Source organism: Telmatobacter bradus (assembly GCF_048629425.1).
In the GTDB taxonomy this organism is placed as follows: domain Bacteria; phylum Acidobacteriota; class Terriglobia; order Terriglobales; family Acidobacteriaceae; genus Telmatobacter; species Telmatobacter bradus.
The window spans coordinates 246,129-266,246 of sequence record NZ_CP184532.1 but is presented as its reverse complement, the minus strand read 5'-3'; the positions used below and the strand labels follow the sequence as shown (position 1 = coordinate 266,246).

Below are 20,118 nucleotides of genomic sequence, written 5' to 3'. Positions count from 1 at the left end.
GCTTTACTGCCTGGTCACTTCCAGAGATTTCAGGCGAGCCTGCGCCAGCACATACGTGTCATCAGGGCCGATGCGGCCCTCGGGACGCTCCACCTTGCGGTAGGCCTCGATAGCTGCGTCCTTCACACCATACTGCTCATAGATGAGCCCATAGCCAAACCAGATGGAAGAGTTGGGTTCAAGCAGATGGTCGGCAGCCATGGCCTTCTGCAGCAGCTCACCAGCCTCGGCGGTTTTGCCCTGCGCCGCATAAACACAGGCCATCGTATGCAGAACACTGAACGAGTCGTTCTGCGTAAGCATGGAAGCCTGCTGCGCCGCCTTGTTTACATCGGCGTCAAAATGATTATCAAAGAGAGCTGACCACGCGTAGAGGTTGTAGTCACTGGCCGTAGCCTTGCCTGCATCGATAATCTTCTGCACAGCGGCGCGCGTCTCGGCAAAGTTGCGATTTTCATTGCCTTCTTCAGCCTTCATGCGCAGCAGTTGCTCGTCGTCGCTGTGCCGGGCAATCTGGCCGTCCAGCAACTGATCCCAACTCTTGAAGTCCTTCAACAGTGCAAAGCCTTCACCCGCCAGGGCAAGCGCAGCATAGGAGTCAGGATACTTTTCCAGCAGCTTTGCACTGCTGGCCTTCACTGCCGCTCCGTCTTCAGCCTGGTACTCGGCAGTCGCCATCAAAAGCGTCAGACGGTCGCGTTCCTCGTCGCTTGTGGCTTTGTCCAGCGCGGCATGAATCACGGAGATCAACGGCTTGACAGCGGGCGTGTAGGCCACCAGCGAGGCAGCCGCCAGACGCATCGCATCTTCCCCCTTCGTGCTGCCAATCGTCCAGAAGCGCGGAAAGAGCGGACCGGAGAGCGGATCGTCGCCGCCGCCCTTGTGCAAGCGGTCACGCATCCAGTCCAGCAACGAAGCGGCTTCGTCGTCGCGATGCGCATCCAGCAGGTAGAGAAGCTCGTTGCCCGCCTCGCTCAGCTTCTGGCCATCGGTCACCACGCGGTATGCGCCCTCGTCCTTGCTGACGAAGAACTGCTGCGGCTTTACGCCCAGGTTGAGCAGCGACACACGATAGCCCTTGGTGTCATCGCCCTCGGCGCTGAACTTCATGTTGCCAACCGTGGCATCGATGAGCACATTGAAAGGCAGACCGGCGCGGGCAGCATCGAGGCGCATCATGCCACGACTCTCCTGCACCTTTTCGAGGTTGCTCTTCCACTCCGCGTCGCTGCCGTAGGCGTGGCGGCTGATCACTTCAGCGGCCAGCGTTTCATCCAGCCTGCCTTCCAGCATACTCACGATCATGCGCTGCACTGCGAAACGCGGATCGCTTGGCGGAAAGAACTCGTCCATCCACGGCTTGAGCTGGCGGAAGATGGTAATCTGCTGCAAAACGGCGGCGGCATTCGACTGGCCCTCGGCGCTGGCTTCCAGAATGTCGGCCGCCTGCTTGTAGAGGCGCAGATGCAGTAGATGGCTGCCGGCCACACTCAGCGCCGAGGCCCGTTCACTGGCTCCGGCGGGCAGGTGATCGGCCTTGTCAATGCCGGCGGGAACGCCCTTGAGCGCCACTGTTGCAGCAATACCCACACCATCCCGCAACACGGTGGAGGGCAGCTTGCCCAGCTCGTCGAGCAGCTCCTGATAGCGATGGTCGTAGAGCAGCACGAAGAGCAGATTATCGATGTAAGGCTCGCCCGTGGCCTTGTCTTTTTCGCGCACCATGCGATAGATCCGCGCCGCCTCGGCCAGATGCGCGTCGGCGGCATAGCGCTCACCATTCGGGTCGAACTCGGCGATCAGAGCCAGATCAATGGCCAGCGAAAGATCATCGGGATCAAGCACCATGGCCTTGCGAAAATTGGCCTCGGCGCAGTCACGATCAAATCCATTACTACGCTGAATGCCGATTTCATTGAACTCGCAGACCCAGCCCAGTGTGCGGAAGGCCACCGGCGATTGAGGGTCAAGCTGGGTAGCGCGTTCGGCCTCCTGACGGGCGCGTGCGCCCATGCCGGCCTTCAGCAGCGCGTAGGCCATCTGGTCATGATGAATCGCCTCGCCCGAATGACGCTCAATCAACTGACGGTCGGCGGCCAAACCTTCACGGATCTTGCCGGAAGCCACCAGTTTGGCTGCCTCCTGATCGAAGAGCACGAAGATCATGTCCTGCCTGTACGTCGCCAGTACGGCATCCCGCAAGGCCAGGGCTTCGCTGGCGGTGTAGCGCGGCTTCACAGTGTCAAAGCGCAGCGTGGCATGCAGCGCACCGTCCGCGCTCTGCTCATAGTGCTGGGTAAGGCTGGCTGGGCCCATAGCTGTGGCTTTGTCCTGTGGCAGGGCACGCAGCACAAAGCCGGTGGGCGGCGTAATGGTGTACTGCCACTCCACCACAAAGGGATTCATATCGTAGTCTGGCAGACGAACAGCCGCGGCGTGGCGACGATCCTCTTCCTGCTGCGGAGTGAGCTTTTCACCCTCGGTCTGCGGATCGCTGCGGAACCATTCCGGCAGACGATTGAAGATGCTGCTGAAGGGAATGGCCAGCGCTCCGTCCTCAATGCCGGTGTTGCCACGCTTGGCCTCGGCCATCTCCAAACGCAGTGAGAATGGCTTGGTCAGATCCTTGCCATCGCCCTGCTCCACGTGAGTAAGCGCCTTGGCCAGGTAATAGTTTTTGGCGTAGCTCTCCAGGTTCGTCTTCAAGCCACGGCTTTCGGCATTGCCAAACTCACTGCGGTACTCCTCATCGACCGGACCGTGGGTGAGCGAGGTTTCGCTAATGAATGCCGGACCGTACTCGGCCATTCTGACTTCACGCTTCTCTACGAGCTGATTGTCGGCTGAACGGGCCTCGGGCGTTGCCGTCAGGCCAGTGGTTCCCTCGGCAATCACCAGCGCATGGCGGTCCAGATCCATCGACGGCAGCGTGCCCACCTCGGCGTATTCCGCCGTTGCGTCAATCCACAGCGGTTCTCCGCTTTTGCCTGCGCCGGGCACAAACACAATGGCGTGGTCAAACTGATTCATGCCGGAAAGCTCCGGCGTTACATCTACGCCCGGACCAGTGTTGAGCAGCGCAAGATTCGCCGGAATGCCCGCCGCGCGCAGCATGGAGACGAGCAGCGCGGCCTTGTCCTTGCAATCGCCATAATGCTGCTGCAGCACCTCGGCCGCGGAATGCGGCTTCAGGCTGGACTGGCCAAACTCGATGCCGGTGTAGCGTACCTCCTTGTGCAGGCGGGCCACAATGCGGCGAATGTTTTCCATGCGGTCCGCAATCAGTGCAGGCAGCAGGGATTTGGCGGTCTGCGGATCGATCTGGGGCTCGGCCAGCTCACGATAGACCCGCGCCACCTGCGCCCAGCTTGCTCCAGTAGCGAACTCCACCGTGGGCAGCAGATAGTGATGCGAAGAGAGACGAATATCGCCACTCACAAAGCCCGCCGTGTAGGGCTCATCGAAGACCAGACGGCGTACCCCGTCCTGCGTCTGATCGCTGACCTTGGCTTGCGGCAGATTGTAGGTGCGGAACTGCAGGGGCGAGCCAGCAGGCACTTCAACACTCAAAATCGAGCGCACTGCCGGCACACTATGACCGAAGTTGTTGCGATAGATTCCACCGCCGGTAAAAAGCGGCTGCTCATCGTCCACCTCGGTTTCTTCCTCGACGATGGCTCCAATCATCAGGCCAGGCAGCGGTGCCTTGCGGATGCGCGCGTCGGTGAAGGTGTCTTCGTCATCGGCACTGGCCGGACCGTCAGTGATGGTCTTCTGGTCCAGCTGGCTGACGTGGCCATCGGACTGCACCACGCGGGCGTGGATCGAGGGCTCGTGCTCATACCACGGCTCCCAACGAGAGCTCACCTGCGACCATCCATCCACGCCGGCCTGCGTCTCAATGCGATAGACAAACAGATGGCGGTAGCGCACCCGGCCCTCAGCGTCGAGGACATAGCTGTCGCGCTCAAAAAGCACGGTCGCGTCGGTGAATTTTTCGGCAGGCACGGCGGCCGCAGACTTCAGCAAATCGGCCGGTGCGGCGCTGAACGCAGCACCATCCAGCGGCCATACGGGCGGCGCAGTTTGTGCAGCACCAGAGTGTGCGGACAAAGCAAAAATGGAGAGGCAGCAAGCGGAGAGAATGCTCGAACAGAGACGGCTCAGATCCATGAAATTCCTTTAGAGCAACGCCAGAGGACCTGCGTGCAGCGCTCTGGTTTTGCTTTTGCCCGATCACACGGTTGAACCTCATGGTAAAGCACTGCGGGCAGGACGTGCGCGGGCGGAGTCTCAGCCCTTGGGCGCGTTCCGCAGAGCGGGTTCGCCAAAGCTGCTGCGCAACAACGCCAGCGCCTCCTCAACGGTATGAATCCGACCCTCCAGTTGCGCGTCTTCGGCGGCGTTCAGCAGGTCGCGGAACTCCGGTCCGGACCGATAGCCAGCGGCAATCAGATCATGGCCAGTCAGCAGCGGCTGGGGGTGGAAACTCTCTGCAGAAGTGCTCTGCCAGCGCTCCTGCATGAACTTCCAGTTCTCCAGATAGCCGCTCCCTGCCAGGCAATCCATGCGGTGCAACGCCAGATGCTCCTCAAAGCGGTCCAGACGCAGGAAGCGCTTGATGGTGGATTCCTTCATGCGCAACGCTTCCATAAAACGCATGTGGTGGGCCACGAGCGTCACAATCTGCTCCGTCTCCTCATTCGAAAATCGAAAGCGGCTGCACAGCTCACTGGCAATGGCCACACCCACCTCCGCATGGCCGTTAAAACGGATGCGGTCCGCTGCGCGCTGAAAGGTGGCAGGCTTGCCCACGTCATGCAGCAGGGCTGCCCAAGCCAGCGTCTTGCTACAGCCCGGCTCCAACTGCTCCAAAAGCAGCAAAACATGCTGCCACACATCACCCTCTGGATGATATTGCGGCGGCTGCTCCACGCCCTTCATGCGGGCCACCTCGGGCAGCACTTCGCCGAGCAATCCAGTCTCATCCAGCAACTCAAAGGCACGGCGGGCGTGGCCTTCCACCAGCATTTTGGTCAGCTCGTCCCGCACCCGCTCGCGGCTGACGGCGGCAATGCGCGAGGCCAGCGTGCGCATCGCCATGGCCGTGGCAGGATCAAGCGCAAAACCAAGGCGGGCGGTAAAACGCACCGCGCGAAGCATGCGCAGATGATCTTCCTCAAAGCGGTCCGCTGGTTGGCCAATGGCGCGCACCACGCCCGCATCCAGATCAGCCAGTCCGCCCACATGGTCTTCGACGGTCGCGCGAAGTTTCTGCGGATTGGTAAAAATCTCCTCCAAAACTCCGCCCCCACGCAGTGGGTCAAGCAGAAGACCGTTGACGGTAAAGTCTCGCCGCTGCACGTCCTCTGCAGCACTGAGCGTATAGCGCACTGCGTCGGGATGGCGACCATCGGAATAAACACCGTCGCTGCGGAAGGTTGCCACCTCCGTAACCACCTGCCCCACCTGCGCCACCAGCGGTGGGGCCAATTCCACCTGCGGTGGGGCGGACGGCTGAGAGCTGAGAGCTGACAGCTGACAGCTGTCCTCCCCCCCACTGGCAGAGACCAGCACCACGCCAAAGTGCGCTCCCACGGCAAAGCAGCGGGGAAAGAGCTGCAGCACGCGGTCAGGCGTGGCACTGGTGGCTACGTCGTAGTCAGAGGGTGTGCGGCCCAGCAGCAGATCACGCACGCATCCACCGGCCAAGTAGGCCTGATGGCCTTCGGCCTGCAAGCGGGTAATCACGTCCAGCGCGGCAGCTAATTTTTTCTGCGAACTCATGCGCTTTTATTGTCGCTCGAAGCTACGAATTTTTCAGAGCGATTCTTTCAGGGAGATTTCGGAAGGAGGGAGGGAGGATCGGTCGGCCGGAAGTTTCTCTTGTTCTATTCCCCTCCCCGACGCATTCCACACCGGGGAGGGGTTTCTTCTCTACTTCAGGTTGCTTTCAAAGTGGTTCAGAATGCGCTCGAACAGGTGGGTGCGCACGTCAGGACCGCTGATGGAATGAGTTTTGCGCGGATAGAGCTGCAGGTCGTAGGGGATCTGCGCCTCAATCAGCTGCTGAATGTACTGGATGGAATTCTCCATGTGCACATTGTCGTCGCCCGTGCCATGCACCAAGAGCAACCGCCCGTGCAGGTGACTGGCGGAGCTCACCACCGACTGCTCCTTGTAGCCCTCGGGAAAGTCCTTCGGCTCGCTCATGTAACGCTCGGTATAAATGGAGTCGTAGTTATGCCAGTCGGTAACGGGCGCAACACTGACTCCGGCACGGAAGCGGTCAGAGTGGGAGAGCGCATACAGCGTAAAGCTGCCGCCCCAGCTCCAGCCCCACCAGCCCAGGCGCTTGGCGTCGAGCACTGGATTGTTCGCCAAGGCCACATCGACAGCCGCCAACTGATCGGTCAGCTGCACGGGGCCAAAGTTGTGATAGCAGGCCTGGGCAAAGTCGCGACCACGAGCGGCGCTGCCACGATTGTCGGCGTGCAACACAGCGAATCCGTGCTCGGAGAGCACCGTATCGAAGAGCAGAGCGTCGTTCCAACGGTTGGCCACAGTCTGTTCGCCGGGTCCGCCGTAGGGATTCACGATCATAGGCACACTGGCCGGATTGCTTACACCAGCAGGCAGCAGCAACGTGGCATAGAGCGTGGTTCCATCGGCCGCCTTTGCGGTAAAGGCCTGCGGCCCGCGCAGACCGTACTCGGCCAGCGATTTGCTGTGCCAGAACTCGGCGCACTTGCCGCCCACGCTACACAGGCTGGCAACAGGCGGAGCGATCCGTGTGGAGTGGCGATCCACAAAAGCCTCGCCGGTGGGTGCGAAATTGCCTTCATGCTCTCCGGCAGCCTGCGTCAATGCAGTGCGATGGCCGTCAAAGTCCACCTGCCACAGCTGCTGATTGAGCACGCTGCCCTCGTTCGAGGCATAGCGCACATGATGCGCGGCAAAGTCGACAGTGAAATCCTTGCTCGTATCGGTATCGGCCTTGATCACGTCGAAGTCGCCCTTGGTCAACTGGCGTTCCAGTGTGGCCGCGCCGGGCTGGGCCGTCGAGTAGCTGTACAGATACAGATGCTGATGGCCATCCGTCCAGTTAGAGAGGACAATCGAACCCGCGCCCACGGCCACATCATAATGTTCGTCGAAAAACTTGGCGTCATCAAAGGCCACGGCCAAACGCGACTCGCCGGTAGCGGCATCGGCAAAGTAAATCGCGCGATGCTTGTGGCTACGACTGAGGGTTTCAATCCACAGAGTCTTGGCATCGGCCCAGCCAAAGCGCGGAATGTAGTCCTGCCCGGCCTGAATCGGCAGCTTTACCCACACCGGAGCGCCACCGGAGGCAGGCACAACACCCACGCGCACCGCCGGGTTGGGGTCTCCGGGCTGCGGATAGCGCTGCGCATCAATGGTTGCATGCGTCGGAATCCAGTCGGTAATCGGGTACTCGGGAACAGCAGATTCGTCGGCTTCCAGAAAGGCCAGCGCCTGCGCGTCGGGCGACCAGAAGTAGTTACTGCGCACGTTCAACTCTTCGTCATAGACCCAGTCCACCTCACCGCGCAGCGTCGTGGCGTTGGGCGCGGCAGCCACGTCCTGCGGCTTGGCACTCGGCTGATCCAGCCGCACCACCGTCAGGCCATGATTGCGCAGGAAAGAAACCGCACGGCCATCGGGCGAAAACTTCGGATCTTCACCGGAAGCAGAACCTGTGTCCGCCACAAGACGCGATGCGCCACTCTTCAGGTCATAGAGGTAGAGCAGGCCGCTGGCATCAAAGAGTACGTGCGTCGAATCGGGCGCCCACAGAAAGCTCGAAGCCTTGTAGCGTTCGCGATGGTCGCGGTCTTTCTCGCTGGCCTCGCGTGTGGCAAATTTTTCAATCGTGGCGCGGTCCACCAGCGTATGGGTGCGACCCGAGGCAGCGTCCACCGTGAGCAACTCACCGGCCTCCATGTAGGTCAGGCGCTTGCCGTCGGGCGACCATGTCAGATTCTCGGGTGGTTTGCCGGTCATGCGACCGTGGGCAAAGATGTCTTCAACAGTGAGCGGCTTTTGCGCAACTGCGGGCAGGGCAGCACACAGGGCAAGCGAGGCAAGGCAAAACAGGTTCAAGCGCAAGAAAGATCCTCCGGTGGAAGATGGGCCGCAAAGGGATGGGGTTCAGAGCGCGGCACATGGCCGGAGACGCTGCTCCGGCGCTTTATTCTCCATATTGTAGGCGGCAACCAGCAATTTTTCCGTAAGGATCGGGTTTGCGTAAGCGGGGCTGGCGGTGTATCTTCCGGCCATGGAATACAGAACGGCACAGGAACGGCGCGCGCTTGGTCAGGCGCGGCGCAAACAGGTGGGTCGCCAGCAGCACGGCGAAGCAAAAATCAAGACCCGCACGGCCACGGCCCTCGAACTGGTGGAACTCTCCATTCGCGACCGCGTCAAGCCGCTGGTAGCGCTCAAATATCAACGCATGGCCGAGTCGCCCTTTGGCTATTTTCGGGGCGCGGTACCCGTCATGGCTGCCGATCTGGCGGCGCTGCCCACCACCGGGCTTCTGGCGCAGCTCTGCGGCGATGCGCATGTGCGCAATCTGGGCGCGTATGCCGCACCCGACGGCCGACTGGTCTTTGACCTGAACGACTTTGACGAAACCATCCGCGGTCCCTTCGAGTGGGACCTGAAGCGCATGGCCGCTTCTCTGGTGCTGGCCGGACGCGAGGCCGGGCATAAGGAATCCGCCGCCCGCCACGCAGCCGAGCTCTGCATCGCCCACTACTGCGCCGAGATGCGCGCTCTAGCCATGATGCCCATGCTAGAAGTGGCACGTCATCAGGTGCACGGCATCAACCATAACCATCCCGTGCACGCCGCGCTGTTCAAGGCCGAGCGGGCTACGCCACAGCATACGCTAGAGCAACTGACCGCAGTTGTGCACGCCGAAAAAAACACCGCCGCCCAGGCCGCACCAGAGAAGATGGCCATCAAAAAGGCCGTGCTCAAGAAGACCTTCCTCAAGTTGGCCGTGCCTGCCGAAGATCGGCGCTTCAAGGAAAGTGCTCCGGTGCTTACGCGGGTCAGCGAAGCACAGGCCGCAGAAGTGCTGGCCGCGCTCGTTCCCTACCAGCAACGCCTGGAAGCCCAGCGCCAGCATCTGCTCAGCTTCTACAAGCCGGTCGACGTAGCCTTCAAGGTGGTGGGAACCGGTTCAGTAGGCCTGCGCGACTACTGCATTTACTTTGAGGGAAACGGCCACGAAGACCCGCTCTTTTTGCAAGTAAAAGAAGAGCCAGATTCGGCCTATACCACCTACCTGCCCGAGGCGCATCCGCCCGCGCACAATGGCGAACGCGTGGTGCTGGGCCAGCGCGAGCTGCAAATGCAGTCCGATCCATTTTTAGGCTGGACAGAGATGGACGGCCGCCACTATCTGGTGCGCCAACTCAACGACCACAAAGGCTCCATTGAGATGGAAGACCTGGCCGGAGGCGGTTTGCTTGCCTACGCCGAGGTTTGTGGCGAACTGCTGGCTCGGGGCCACGCACGCTCTGCCGACCCCATCGAGCTGGCCGGCTACCTCGGCTCCGGCAATGGCTTTGCCGAGGCCATCGCCCGCTTTGGCAGCCTCTACGCCGACCAGACCGAAAAGGACTGGGAACAGCTCAAACGCTCAGGCAAAGCGAAAGCCTGATCACCGCCGGTAAACGTCATACCCCGTTAGCTGTGCGGCCAGCTTGAACTCCGTACTGAGGACGGCCAATGTGGCGGCGCGTTCCGGCGTGGGGTCGGCGTGGATCTGCTCCACGCGTTTGACGATGAGCCACTTCACCGGCCGCTCATGTACCAGCCGCAGAACATCGGCGGGCGTGTACGGATCGGTGGAAGGATCGAAGAGCAGCACCGGAAATTGCACCGTGCGCCCGGTAGCAAAGTAGAAGGGATCTTCGCCGGGCAGCAGCACAATCGCATCGCTCATGGGAATGTTCTTGTCCGTGTAGCGCACGAGCTCATCGAGGTTGGCCAGGTACGGTCCCGGCGTGGCCAGCGCGTTCAGCGCGGGCGTGGCGGAGTGCAACGCCGGGCCTTCGGGCAGGTTCACATAGCTCAACCGCTCTTCGCTGGCCATGTAATAGCCGCCGCAGACCAGCAGAACCAGGCTGACAATTCCGGTGGAAGCGGCAATCAGCCAGGTGGGCGGCGTGTTTTGCGTACGGTGCGGACCGTGCAGCCAGAGCAGGCAGTCGGCCAGCAGAAAGAGCAGGAAGGGCCAGAGTGAATAGGTGGAACCCCACAACTGCTGGCTCATCATGGTGCCGTGAATTGCGCCCAACGAGGCCAGTGCCAGCAGCGGCGCCACGGCAGTTTTTGCAGTGCGGTCGCGGAAGAGGCGCACTATGCGCACCATGAGCAGCAACTCGGCCAGAACCAGCACCAGGGGCCACAGCCCCAGAAAATAATCACCAAAGCTGTCGGGATCGTCCAGATTTTCGGGCAGCTGGGCCAACACGTAGAGCCACGGCGCGGCCAGCAGCGCAAGCGCCCCAAGCCTGCTCCAGAGCGAACGCGCCCACGGAGCCGATGCCCGCAACAACTGCGCGCCAACCAGAGTGCAGGGCAAAGCCCACAAAAGATACAGGCACTGATAAACACCCACCATGACTGAGAGCCCCGGCATGCGCCGTTCACCGGCAAAACGGACGATCCAGTGCAGGTAATTGCCCAGGCAGGCAGTCAGCTCAATGGCCAGCAACGAAGCCGCCAGAGTTGCCGCCACACCCGCCAAAAACCAGAAAAACTTCCTGCGCTCGGCACGGGCCTCAGAAAAATGCAGCCAGCTTTTGACCAGCAGCAGGGCGATCAGAACCACCACTGCGAACAGGTAAGGCAGACCAATGTTCTGCTTGTAAAGCGAGGGCAGAACCGCGACCGCGCCAGCAAGAAAGCCCGCCTCTGCGCCTGCCTTGGGCCGGTCTAGCCGCTGCAGCAGATAGAGCGAGAGCAGCACAGCCAGCGCCGTGTCGCAGTCATAGGAAGGGTGCGGAAAAATGCAGTAAAGGCCCACGACCGTGAGCGGCGCGGCCAGCAGCAAACCGAGCCAGCCTACAAATTTTTTCTTTTCTTCAGAGCCACCCAGCAGGCCGAGCAGAATCCTCCAGCTGAGTACCGTTCCGAGGCCTCCAGCGCAGGCGGCGTAGAGCGCATGCACAATCATATGGCGGCCAAAAAGCTTGATCAGCACCGCCTGCACGGCAAAGGTCAGCGGAGGATGGACGAGAGGGAAGTCGCGATAGGGCATCTGCCCCTGGCTGAAGCGCAACGAAGTTTCCAGCACATAGCTCAGGTCCCAGAGCACGGTCAGGTGTGCATTCTGCCACAACACCACCGCAGCAGTGGCGACGAAGAGCAAAATGCCCGCCAGCCAGTTGCGGGAGGCAAGTATTTTTTGCAAGACCTGTGGGGGGGCGTTCAATGCCGACATCAGAAGCTTCCTCAAAGATCAACCTTAACAGGAAGATGAAACTGGCTTTTAAGAGAACGCACAAAATTCTCTACCCTTGGCCAAAACACGAACGGGGCCGCAGATGCGACCCCGTTCCAGTACAGTTCTCCAGTTTGGCAGAGTTATACCTCGCTGGGCGTAGCCTCCGGTTCCTGCGCATCACGCTTGAGCAGTTTGCTCATCAGCACATAGAGCACGGGGATGAAGAAGAGGTTGAGCACGGTAGAGAAGAGCATGCCGCCCACCACCGTAGTGCCCACCGAGCGCCTACCCAGAGCGCCTGCGCCCGTGGCAAAAGCCAGCGGCAGCACGCCCAGGATGAAGGCAAACGATGTCATCAGGATGGGCCGCAGACGTAGCTCAGCAGCTTCGATGGCAGCTTCGGCAATCGAACGTCCCTGCTTGCGCAACTGCTCGGCAAACTCGACAATCAGAATCGAGTTTTTAGCCGACAGACCGATCAGCATGACCAGACCGATCTGGCAGTAGACGTCGTTTTCCAGCCCACGCGCCCACACCAGACCGAGCGCGCCCAGAATTGCCATGGGCACGGCCATCAGAATGATGAGTGGCAGCGCGAAGCTCTCATACTGTGCCGACAACGTGAGGTAGACGACCAGAATGCCAAGCCCGAAGATCAGCATCGCCTTGCCGCTGGACTCAAGTTCGTCCAGCGTCAGGCCGGTCCACTGATAGCTCATGCCGTGCATCATGTTTTTGGTGGCCAGATTCTCCATGGCAGTAAGTGCCGTACTGGAGCCTACGCCAGCCGCAGGCGAACCATCGATTTCCACCGCGCGGAAGAGGTTGTAGTGCGAAATGACCGGCGCACCCGAGCTCTCCTTGATGGTAATCAGATTGTCCAGCGGAACCATCTGCCCCGTATCGGAGCGCACATAGTAGTTGTGCAGATCCTGCGCCGTCTTGCGGAACGGCTGGTCGGCCAGGGGCATCGCATGAAGAAAAGGCGAAGGTGTGGCAGGCGGCGTTGACGAAAGGGATACAGGGATACAGGTAGATACTTCTGCAAGTGATGTTGTCCAGGTTTTCTGTTTCCAGGAGGTGTTGATGGAAACCGAACAACCGCTGCGCCTGTCCGAGGTTTTTGTGTCCATTCCCGATCCCCGGCAGCCTGGCAAGGTCAAGCACGATTTTGTCGAGTTGCTGGTGGTGGCGGTCAACGGGGTATTGGTCGGGGCCGACACCTTTGAAGAGATCGAACTGTGGGCCAACGAGAAGCAGGATTGGCTCAGGAGCTATCTTCGTTTGCAGAACGGCATTCCCTCGCACGACACCTTTGGCCGAGTCTTTGGATTGATCGATCCCGGCCAATTCGAGCAGGCTTTCCGGCGCTGGATGCGCGGCGTATTGCCGGCCTTGAGCGCCGAGGTCGTGGCCATCGATGGCAAGACCAGCCGTCGTTCGGCAGGCATCGACGCCACCGCGCTGCATCTGGTTTCGGCCTTTGCCGCCGGCGCCGGGCTGGTGCTGGGCCAACGCGGGACGGCGGAAAAATCCAACGAGAAGACCGCCATTCCGGAGTTACTTTCCACACTGGCGCTGGAAGGGGCGACGGTAACGATCGACGCCATGGGAACACAAGTTAACATTGCCGAGGCCATCCGGGCGCGTGGCGCCGACTATGTGCTGGCCGTCAAAGACAATCAGCCGAAGCTGGCCGAATCCATCAAGGATTTCTGGTCCAGTTTCATAGCCCATCCGGCGGCCGAGACGGCGCACGGCTTTTTTGAAAGCGTGGAGAAGGGCCATGGCCGCGTGGAAACGCGCCGCTGTTACGTCTTCGATCAGTTGAACTGCCTGTCGAAACCGGAACAATGGCCGGGAATGAAATCCTTTGCGGTGATCGAATCCGAGCGTGCCTCCGCAGCCAAGACGACGCACGAGCTGCGGCTGTACATCAGCAGCCTGGCGCCGGACGCGGAGAGGATGGCGGTCACGGTGCGCGCCCATTGGTCGGTAGAGAATCGCTTGCATTGGTGCATGGATGTTGCCTTCAACGATGATCAGATGCGCGCCCGCTCACGCCACGCCGCACACAATCTGGCCGCTCTGAAGCAGCTCACCTTGAATCTGATTCGCATGGATCCGGTGAAACGAAAAGGCGGAATCAAAGCCCGACGAATCATCGCCGCCACAAGCGACAACTACCGCGCCCATCTACTCGGACTCCAATAATCGGAACGCGCCGTCGTGCTCTTTTCACTTTCGCCTTCTCTTCATGCGATTGCCCTGGCTGGTCGGCCTGCACGTACACACGATAGGTGCGGTTGTTGTAGTCAAAGTCGTTCACGTACTCCGACCCCATGAAGACGCTCAGCGTAGTGGTGATCTGCGAAAGCCCCACGCTCATGGCCTTGGCCTTCTGGCGGTCGATCGTTACCAGCACCTGCGGATCGTTGGCCGAGAAGGTGGTCAACAGGCCCGTCAGGCTCTTGTCGGATGCGCCGGTATTCACAATCTGGTGCGCAATGCGGTCCAGATCCGTAAGCGTATTACCGCCCTGATCCTGCAGCATGAACTGGAAGCCACCATAGCTGCCCACGCCGCTGACGGCGGGCGGCTCAATGGCCATCACCAAACCTCCCTCGGGCGCAAAGAGCATGCCTCCGAGCTTGGACGGCTGCGAAAGATCAGCCACTACATCCTTGGCCGTATGCCCCTTGCCGCGGCGCTCATCGCTCGGCTTCAGGTTCAGGAACATCATGCCCGCATTCGACGCGTTACCCGCCATACTGAATCCCATGACCGAGAAGGAGCCCTGCACGTCGGGATTGGTACGAATCACGGCCTCGGCACGATCCGCCAACGCCGTGGTGTAGGCCAGCGAAGATCCCGGAGGCGCCTGCACAATCACCATCAGGTAGCCCTGATCCTCCTGCGGAATAAAGCCGGTAGGCACGCGCTGATACATCCAGCCCGTCAGCCCAAGACCCGCCACGAAGACGGCCAGCAATACGTAACGCAGATTCAAAGCCACATGAATCGAGCGTGCATACTTGCCGGCCAGCCAGTCGATGGACTTATCGGTTCCATGCACAAACGCACCGAAAGCCTTGGAAATCGTCTTGCTGCGCAGAAAGTCGAGCTGATGCGGCCGCTCTTCCTCACCGCGCAGGAACAGAGCTGAGAGCGCCGGCGAGAGTGTGAGCGCGTTGAAGGCGGAAATCGCGATTGCAAAGGCAATGGTCAGCGAGAACTGGCGATAGAGAATGCCGGTAGTGCCGGGGAAGAACGAAACCGGCACAAAAACGGCGATCAACACCAGCGACGTGGCAATGACTGCGCTGGTGACTTCGCCCATGGCGCGCGAGGTGGCCGCATGCGGATCGCTGTTCTCCATGTGAATGTGGCGCTGCACATTCTCGATGACCACGATGGCATCATCGACCACCAGACCGGTGGCTAACGTAATGCCAAAGAGTGTGAGCGAGTTGATGGAGAAGCCGAAGAGCTTGATGAAAGCGAAGGTACCGATCAGTGAAACCGGAATGGTAACGGCCGGAATAATGGTTGCGCGCCAATCCAGCAGAAAGACGAAGATGACCACAATGACGATGAGGATGGCCTCACCCAGGGTGACCAGTACTTCGTGAATCGAGTCGCTCACCACCGTGGTGGCATCAAAAGCTATAGCGTACTGCAGGCCCGGCGGAAAGTTTTTGGCCATCTCGGCCAGCGCTTTTCTTGCCGCGCGGTCCACTTCCAGCGCGTTGGCGTTGGAGAGTTGCTCCACACCAATACCCATTGCATCGCGGCCCGAGTACTTCAGCGCTGAGCTGTAGTCCTCGGCACCCACTGCGGCATGGCCAACGTCCTTGAGCAGCACTAGTCCCTGCGAAGCGCTCTTTACGATGATGTTGTCAAACTCTTCCGTGCTGGCCAGACGGCCCACCACGCGCACCGGAATCTGAAAAGCCTGCTTCGAATCAGCCGGCGGCTGACCAAGCTGACCGGCGGGAATCTCGACGTTCTGTTCGGTCAGAGCGCTCACCACGTCGGTCGCGGTCAGGCCATGCGCCGCCAGACGCACCGGATCAAGCCAGACGCGCATGGCGTACTTGCGCTCGCCAAAGATTTGCACATCGCCCACGCCAGGCACGCGCTTGAGCGCATCCTTTACATAGACGTCCAGGTAGTTCGAGATGAACTCGCTCGAATAGCGACCATCCAGCGTGTAAAAACCCGCTCCGAAGACAAAGTCGTTGCTCGACTTCGAAATCGTGATGCCGGTTGAATTCACCGCCGACGGCAGACGGCCTTCCACGCTAGCCACGCGATTCTGCACGTCAACGGCAGCAATGTCCAGGTCGTAGCCGGTCTTGAAGGTAGTGGTGATTGAGCTCGCGCCGTCGTTGGTGCTCGTCGAGCTGACGTAACGCATGCCCTCGACGCCGTTGATCGACTCTTCCAGCGGAATCGTCACGGCCTTCTCGACGGTTTCAGCATCGGCGCCCGTGTAGGTACAACTGACCGAAACCTGCGGCGGAGCCAGCTGCGGATACATGGCAATGGGTAGATTCGGGATGCAGACCGCGCCGCTCAGGATGATGAGCAGCGCACACACCGTGGCAAAAACCGGCCTGCGAATAAAGAAATCAACAAACAAGGCAAACCTCTTTTTCTCTGCTTGGGTCCACTACGGGGAGACCGCGCATGGGCGCGGCCTGCCTGTCTATCGTCCGCCGCCGATCAGAATCACCGGCATATTGTTCACCAGGAACTGCGTGCTCGACACGATCACCTTATCGCCGGGATTCAGACCCGAACGCACCGCATACTGATTGCCCACCGTATCGCCGAGCGTGACCGAAACCTGCTGGGCCAACGTCATCGGCCCCTGCTGCTTGGCCACGTAAACGAACGGCTGACCGCTCTGCCGCACCACCGCCAGCACCGGAACCACTGCCATCGGCCGGGTCTGCCAAATCACGCGTGCCTTGATCATCTGCGCGTTGCGTAGCGCTTCCAGCGATCCATGCACCGGCGCCTTCACCAGAACGCCCTGCGTCGTGCTGTCCACCTGCGGCGACACAAAGTTGATGGCCGTCTTATCAAGCAGCTTGCCGTTGTTGTCGGTCAACTCCACGCCCAGCCCCTGCTTGATCTCGGTCGAGCGCTCGGTGGGAATATAGATGTAGGCTTCCAGGTCGCGGTTTTCGTCCACCGTGGTCAGCGTGAGCGACGGCGTTGCGTAATCGCCCACATGCACCGGCACATCGCCCACAATACCGTCAAAAGGAGCGCGCACCGTGTAGTAGGCCAGCAACTGTTCCTGCGTCTTGCGCGCATTGATCGACGACTCGTAGTCGGCCTTGGCATTCTCGTAAGACTGCTTGGCCTGATCAAAGCTGTCGCGGCTGGTCACGCCTGCCTCAAACAACTTGCGCTGGCGTTCTACCTCGATCGTGTCATAGTCCGAGAGGGCTTTTTTCTGCCGCTCGGTGGCTCGCTGCGACTCGACCGTGGCAATCTGCTGGCGGCTGTCGATCTCCATCAGCACCTGCCCGGCGCGCACATGGTCGCCCGACTTCACCCGGATCCCGGTCAGCTGTCCGCTGACCTGAGGCTGCAACGTGGCCGAGCGGCGTGACTTGATTGTTGACACATACTCACTACTATCCGCCACCGGTTGCAGTGAAATCGTGGCCGTCTGCACCGGCATGCCCTGCGGTCCGCCAGCCGTGGGTGCGGCCTGCTTTGAGTGACAGCCGGCAGCCAACAGAGCCGCCGCCAACAGAACTACTCCGTTTGCAACACTAAATGCGTTCGTTTTCACGCGTGTATCAACCTCGATTCGGGCCATTGCCTGCCCGCTTTGATCCTGTTTGTGGCGGTGAGCCAGCGACCTCGCGAAAATTCACGCCTAGCCCCGTAGGCCAGCCGGAGTTCCGTTCAGACAAACTCTTCCTATTCGTAATACGAAACAAACCGTTTCGCAGTTCCCTCTTGTGAGAAAAAATTCCGCTGGGCGCCCCACGGGAAAAACAAGGAGGCCCTACGTATATTGGATACAGAGAAAATCGGCCGAATGCACACTCTTCCGTAGCAAATCCTGTGCAAGAAAAATCAGAGTGGGAATAAGCAGAACTCCAGCCCGTATCTGCAGCCAGTCCCTGTACACAAACATACGACAAATCTTCCATTCCATCGCTGCTCAGCATCCCGCGACTCCCGCACAAGCGAAAAATTCCACCTGCCGGGCAAACCGCCATGACAAAACGCATGAGAAGATCGCCTAAAATGCCGCGCTTCGGACGCCAGACTTTGACAGAAGAGTGAACCCTTGATACTCTTTGAATGGACGTATGTGGCCTGCCAGGGTCGCCAAAATCGTCCACAGAAGCGTCCCCGTCGTCTAGCCCGGCCTAGGACACCGCCCTTTCACGGCGATAACACGGGTTCAAATCCCGTCGGGGACGCCAAATAGATTCAACTACTTAGCTAAAATTACCCGTTTTCGTCGCGGAGCATTTCGCGGAGCATTTAAGCCCCTATTTTGCACATCATTTGGGGCATTTCCGGTCGAATCATCTCCACCACCTTATGCTGTGCCGCACGCTTGGCGGGCATTTGCGCCTGCGCGTAAATGTCCATGGTCACCTTCACCGAGCTGTGCCGCAGCAACTCCTGCACTACCTTGACATCTTCCCGGTTCGCCTGCAAAAGCGTCGTGTAGGTGCGCCGGAAGGTGTGCCAGGAAACCCGCTTGTCGATGCCGAGTCGCTTGATCACCGGCTGGATGTGATAACGCATGATGGTCGACAACCAAAGCGGCTGCTTCCCGCGTTTCTTTCCAGCCCGGCTGCTGTCGGAGGCGAAGACCCAATCGCTCGGTTCGCGATAGGGGGTCAGGCGATACCACTCTTGCAGGTCCTGCGCCGTGTACTCGTCCATAGGCACAGGTTTCTGCGAGCTTTCGGTCTTGCAGTGGCCCACAACCTGATCCACTACCGACCGAGTGACATTGATTTGCATTTCGCCAAAATCAATATCGCTCCACTGTAGACCTGCCAATTCGCCGCGCCGCAGTCCGGTCACCATATCCAAAAACAGCAATACGCGCTCCCGCAACTGAAGTTCGTCGATGATCGCCTGCATCTCGGAGACATCAAGAATGTCCGGGATGCGCTGCCGTTTGGAGCCCTGGCGGACGCCCGAACCCTTTACCGGTCCTGAGATCGGGTTTCGATCAGTGAAGCCCCACCGGATCGCATGGTTGAAAAGCACACTCATCAGATCGCGAATCCTGGTCTTACTGGCAGGAGACAGCACTTGCATCCCGTCCCTCTTTCTGGAGCGCTTCGCAGCTATCCCCTGGGAAGAGCGAGATTGTTTCTTCAGCCGCCAGTTCGGATCGAACTTCAAATCCTCCAGCCACTCTTCGACAATTGGAGTCTTGATGGAATCAAGTTCCTCCCTGCCCCAACGAGGCGCGATCCACCGGTTGAGATAGCTCTCATACCGGTCGCGTGTCGCCCACGCACGACCGTTCTCGCCTTTGTCGATAAGTTCCTTCAGCCGGAAGTGTTCGATCACATCGTTCACCGTGATTCCACTGAATGCGTGTACCTGATTTGAGTTGATGGCCAGTCGCCAGCTTCGCACCGCTCTTTCCGCGGCTGCCTCCGTCTTGTACTGGTCAAGGGAGCCAACTTGTCTCTTCTTTCTGGCGCGCTGACCGTTGGGAAGAATATGCTGCCAGCTAAACATCCAAACCGGAGATCGGCTGCCGTTCTTGTCCAGGTAAAGCGTGCCATTTTGCTTCCGCGCATTCCTCATAAAGTCCTCCTTCCGCTGAGGGCGCAGAATGCATCGGTAATGACACTATAACTCCCGTGCAGCATCACCGAAAAAGCAATTCCTGTCCCCGATTTCGACCACTCGGCACCTGTTGCAACGGCTCAGGTTAAGCCTTCTCAAACACCACTGTTCAGAAGGTGAAGCCATGCGTAGTCGCCAAACTGAAATGGGCGCTTTCGGAAGAAATCATCGATTGTTGCCGCTCTCTCGCTCTTGCAGCCATCGACCGAGTTCAGAAAGACGGAATCTCCAGTGCCGGCGCGAACCGTTGCTCACCGGGTGGCCAGGGAGCAATCCTTCGCGCGCGAGTCTCTGCACCGTGACAGGGTGCAATTGGACGAACTTGCTGGCCTCCCTGGCGTTCACGAATGGCTCCAGGTGGGAGGAGGAAGCATCAGAGGATACGGCCATGAGTCACCTCGAAAGACGGCAAAGAATTCACGCGGCATCGAGAAAATGCAGGCTAGCGCCTAGAGTGGCGCAGAGGTCCGTATGTGTCCAATACTTCGTATTTATCGGATGATAAATGGGAGTTATCGGGTTGCTCTCTATTTTTGCTGCAACCAACAGTAATAGTTGAGGTTATTGCGCTGACACTGGCTCCGGTCAAAACTGACGACGGTTCAAAAGAAATCGGCGGGATGCCTTGAATCTGGCGCGCAGCCATCGATCCGGAGATCTGACAGTGGCACAGATGCTCCTAAATCCGGGGCGGGCGCGCGAGGTAGCCGAGCCGGATTAACAGCGTGCGCGGCATCGACTGAGCACGTTTCTGTGGCACACAGGAAATG

11 protein-coding genes and 1 tRNA gene are annotated in these 20,118 nt (G+C 59.7%); 3 read left to right on the top strand and 9 right to left on the bottom strand.

What is annotated here, in order from left to right:
- Window positions 1-3: 3 nt before the first annotated feature.
- From ACOBR2_RS01085 to ACOBR2_RS01075, 3 genes are all read right to left on the bottom strand, one after another.
- Complete coding sequence (locus ACOBR2_RS01085) at window positions 4-4,113, bottom strand: DUF3857 domain-containing protein (RefSeq protein ID WP_420238234.1); 4,110 nt, start codon at window positions 4,111-4,113, stop codon at window positions 4-6.
- A 180-nt stretch (window positions 4,114-4,293) separates the two neighbouring features.
- Window positions 4,294-5,787 (bottom strand): CCA tRNA nucleotidyltransferase, encoded by a 1,494-nt coding sequence (locus tag ACOBR2_RS01080; protein WP_420238233.1) that lies wholly within the window; start codon window positions 5,785-5,787, stop codon window positions 4,294-4,296.
- Between the two features lie 150 nt (window positions 5,788-5,937).
- Entirely contained in the window at window positions 5,938-8,133 is a 2,196-nt protein-coding gene (locus ACOBR2_RS01075) for a DPP IV N-terminal domain-containing protein (RefSeq protein WP_420238232.1), read from the bottom strand.
- Between the two features lie 169 nt (window positions 8,134-8,302).
- On the opposite strand from ACOBR2_RS01075, the gene ACOBR2_RS01070 reads away from it, so the two are divergent.
- Window positions 8,303-9,697 carry a DUF2252 domain-containing protein gene (locus ACOBR2_RS01070; RefSeq protein ID WP_420238231.1) on the top strand — a complete coding sequence of 465 codons (1,395 nt, stop codon included), beginning with the start codon at window positions 8,303-8,305 and terminating at the stop codon, window positions 9,695-9,697.
- On the opposite strand, the gene ACOBR2_RS01065 is transcribed toward ACOBR2_RS01070, so the two are convergent.
- A complete protein-coding gene (locus ACOBR2_RS01065; protein WP_420238230.1) occupies window positions 9,698-11,485 on the bottom strand; it encodes a hypothetical protein in 1,788 nt (595 codons plus the stop codon). It lies immediately after the preceding gene.
- A 143-nt stretch (window positions 11,486-11,628) separates the two neighbouring features.
- The gene (locus ACOBR2_RS01060) at window positions 11,629-12,459 is read right to left on the bottom strand and encodes an efflux RND transporter permease subunit (RefSeq protein ID WP_420238229.1); all 831 of its coding nucleotides are present in this window, start codon (window positions 12,457-12,459) and stop codon (window positions 11,629-11,631) included.
- 115 nt (window positions 12,460-12,574) lie between these two features.
- On the opposite strand from ACOBR2_RS01060, the gene ACOBR2_RS01055 reads away from it, so the two are divergent.
- Window positions 12,575-13,702: an ISAs1 family transposase gene (locus tag ACOBR2_RS01055; RefSeq protein ID WP_420237194.1), complete on the top strand. Its 1,128-nt coding sequence runs from the start codon at window positions 12,575-12,577 to the stop codon at window positions 13,700-13,702.
- Here ACOBR2_RS01055 and ACOBR2_RS01050 read toward each other — a convergent pair.
- Both ACOBR2_RS01050 and ACOBR2_RS01045 read right to left on the bottom strand, forming a co-directional pair.
- A complete protein-coding gene (locus ACOBR2_RS01050) occupies window positions 13,650-16,133 on the bottom strand; it encodes an efflux RND transporter permease subunit (protein WP_420238228.1) in 2,484 nt (827 codons plus the stop codon). The two genes, ACOBR2_RS01055 and ACOBR2_RS01050, sit on opposite strands and share 53 nt — an antisense overlap.
- 66 nt (window positions 16,134-16,199) lie before the next feature.
- Window positions 16,200-17,303, bottom strand: a complete 1,104-nt coding sequence (locus ACOBR2_RS01045; RefSeq protein ID WP_420238227.1) for an efflux RND transporter periplasmic adaptor subunit — start codon at window positions 17,301-17,303, stop codon at window positions 16,200-16,202.
- A 568-nt stretch (window positions 17,304-17,871) separates the two neighbouring features.
- On the opposite strand from ACOBR2_RS01045, the gene ACOBR2_RS01040 reads away from it, so the two are divergent.
- Window positions 17,872-17,949: transfer RNA gene (locus ACOBR2_RS01040), tRNA-Glu, on the top strand.
- A 61-nt stretch (window positions 17,950-18,010) separates the two neighbouring features.
- Here the strand turns inward: ACOBR2_RS01040 and ACOBR2_RS01035 are convergent.
- Both ACOBR2_RS01035 and ACOBR2_RS01030 read right to left on the bottom strand, forming a co-directional pair.
- Entirely contained in the window at window positions 18,011-19,306 is a 1,296-nt protein-coding gene (locus ACOBR2_RS01035; protein ID WP_420238226.1) for a tyrosine-type recombinase/integrase, read from the bottom strand.
- Between the two features lie 207 nt (window positions 19,307-19,513).
- The gene (locus tag ACOBR2_RS01030; protein WP_420238225.1) at window positions 19,514-19,738 is read right to left on the bottom strand and encodes a helix-turn-helix domain-containing protein; all 225 of its coding nucleotides are present in this window, start codon (window positions 19,736-19,738) and stop codon (window positions 19,514-19,516) included.
- Window positions 19,739-20,118 lie beyond the last annotated feature (380 nt).

Excerpts from the sequence above, each read along its gene's own strand:
- ACOBR2_RS01055 (WP_420237194.1), top strand. The coding sequence starts at position 12,575 with ATGGAAACCGAACAACCGCTGCGCCTGTCCGAGGTTTTTGTGTCCATT.
- ACOBR2_RS01030 (WP_420238225.1), bottom strand. The coding sequence starts at position 19,738 with ATGGCCGTATCCTCTGATGCTTCCTCCTCCCACCTGGAGCCATTCGTG.
- ACOBR2_RS01060 (WP_420238229.1), bottom strand. The coding sequence starts at position 12,459 with ATGCCCCTGGCCGACCAGCCGTTCCGCAAGACGGCGCAGGATCTGCAC.
- ACOBR2_RS01065 (WP_420238230.1), bottom strand. The coding sequence starts at position 11,485 with ATGTCGGCATTGAACGCCCCCCCACAGGTCTTGCAAAAAATACTTGCC.
- ACOBR2_RS01035 (WP_420238226.1), bottom strand. The coding sequence starts at position 19,306 with ATGAGGAATGCGCGGAAGCAAAATGGCACGCTTTACCTGGACAAGAAC.
- ACOBR2_RS01080 (WP_420238233.1), bottom strand. The coding sequence starts at position 5,787 with ATGAGTTCGCAGAAAAAATTAGCTGCCGCGCTGGACGTGATTACCCGC.
- ACOBR2_RS01070 (WP_420238231.1), top strand. The coding sequence starts at position 8,303 with ATGGAATACAGAACGGCACAGGAACGGCGCGCGCTTGGTCAGGCGCGG.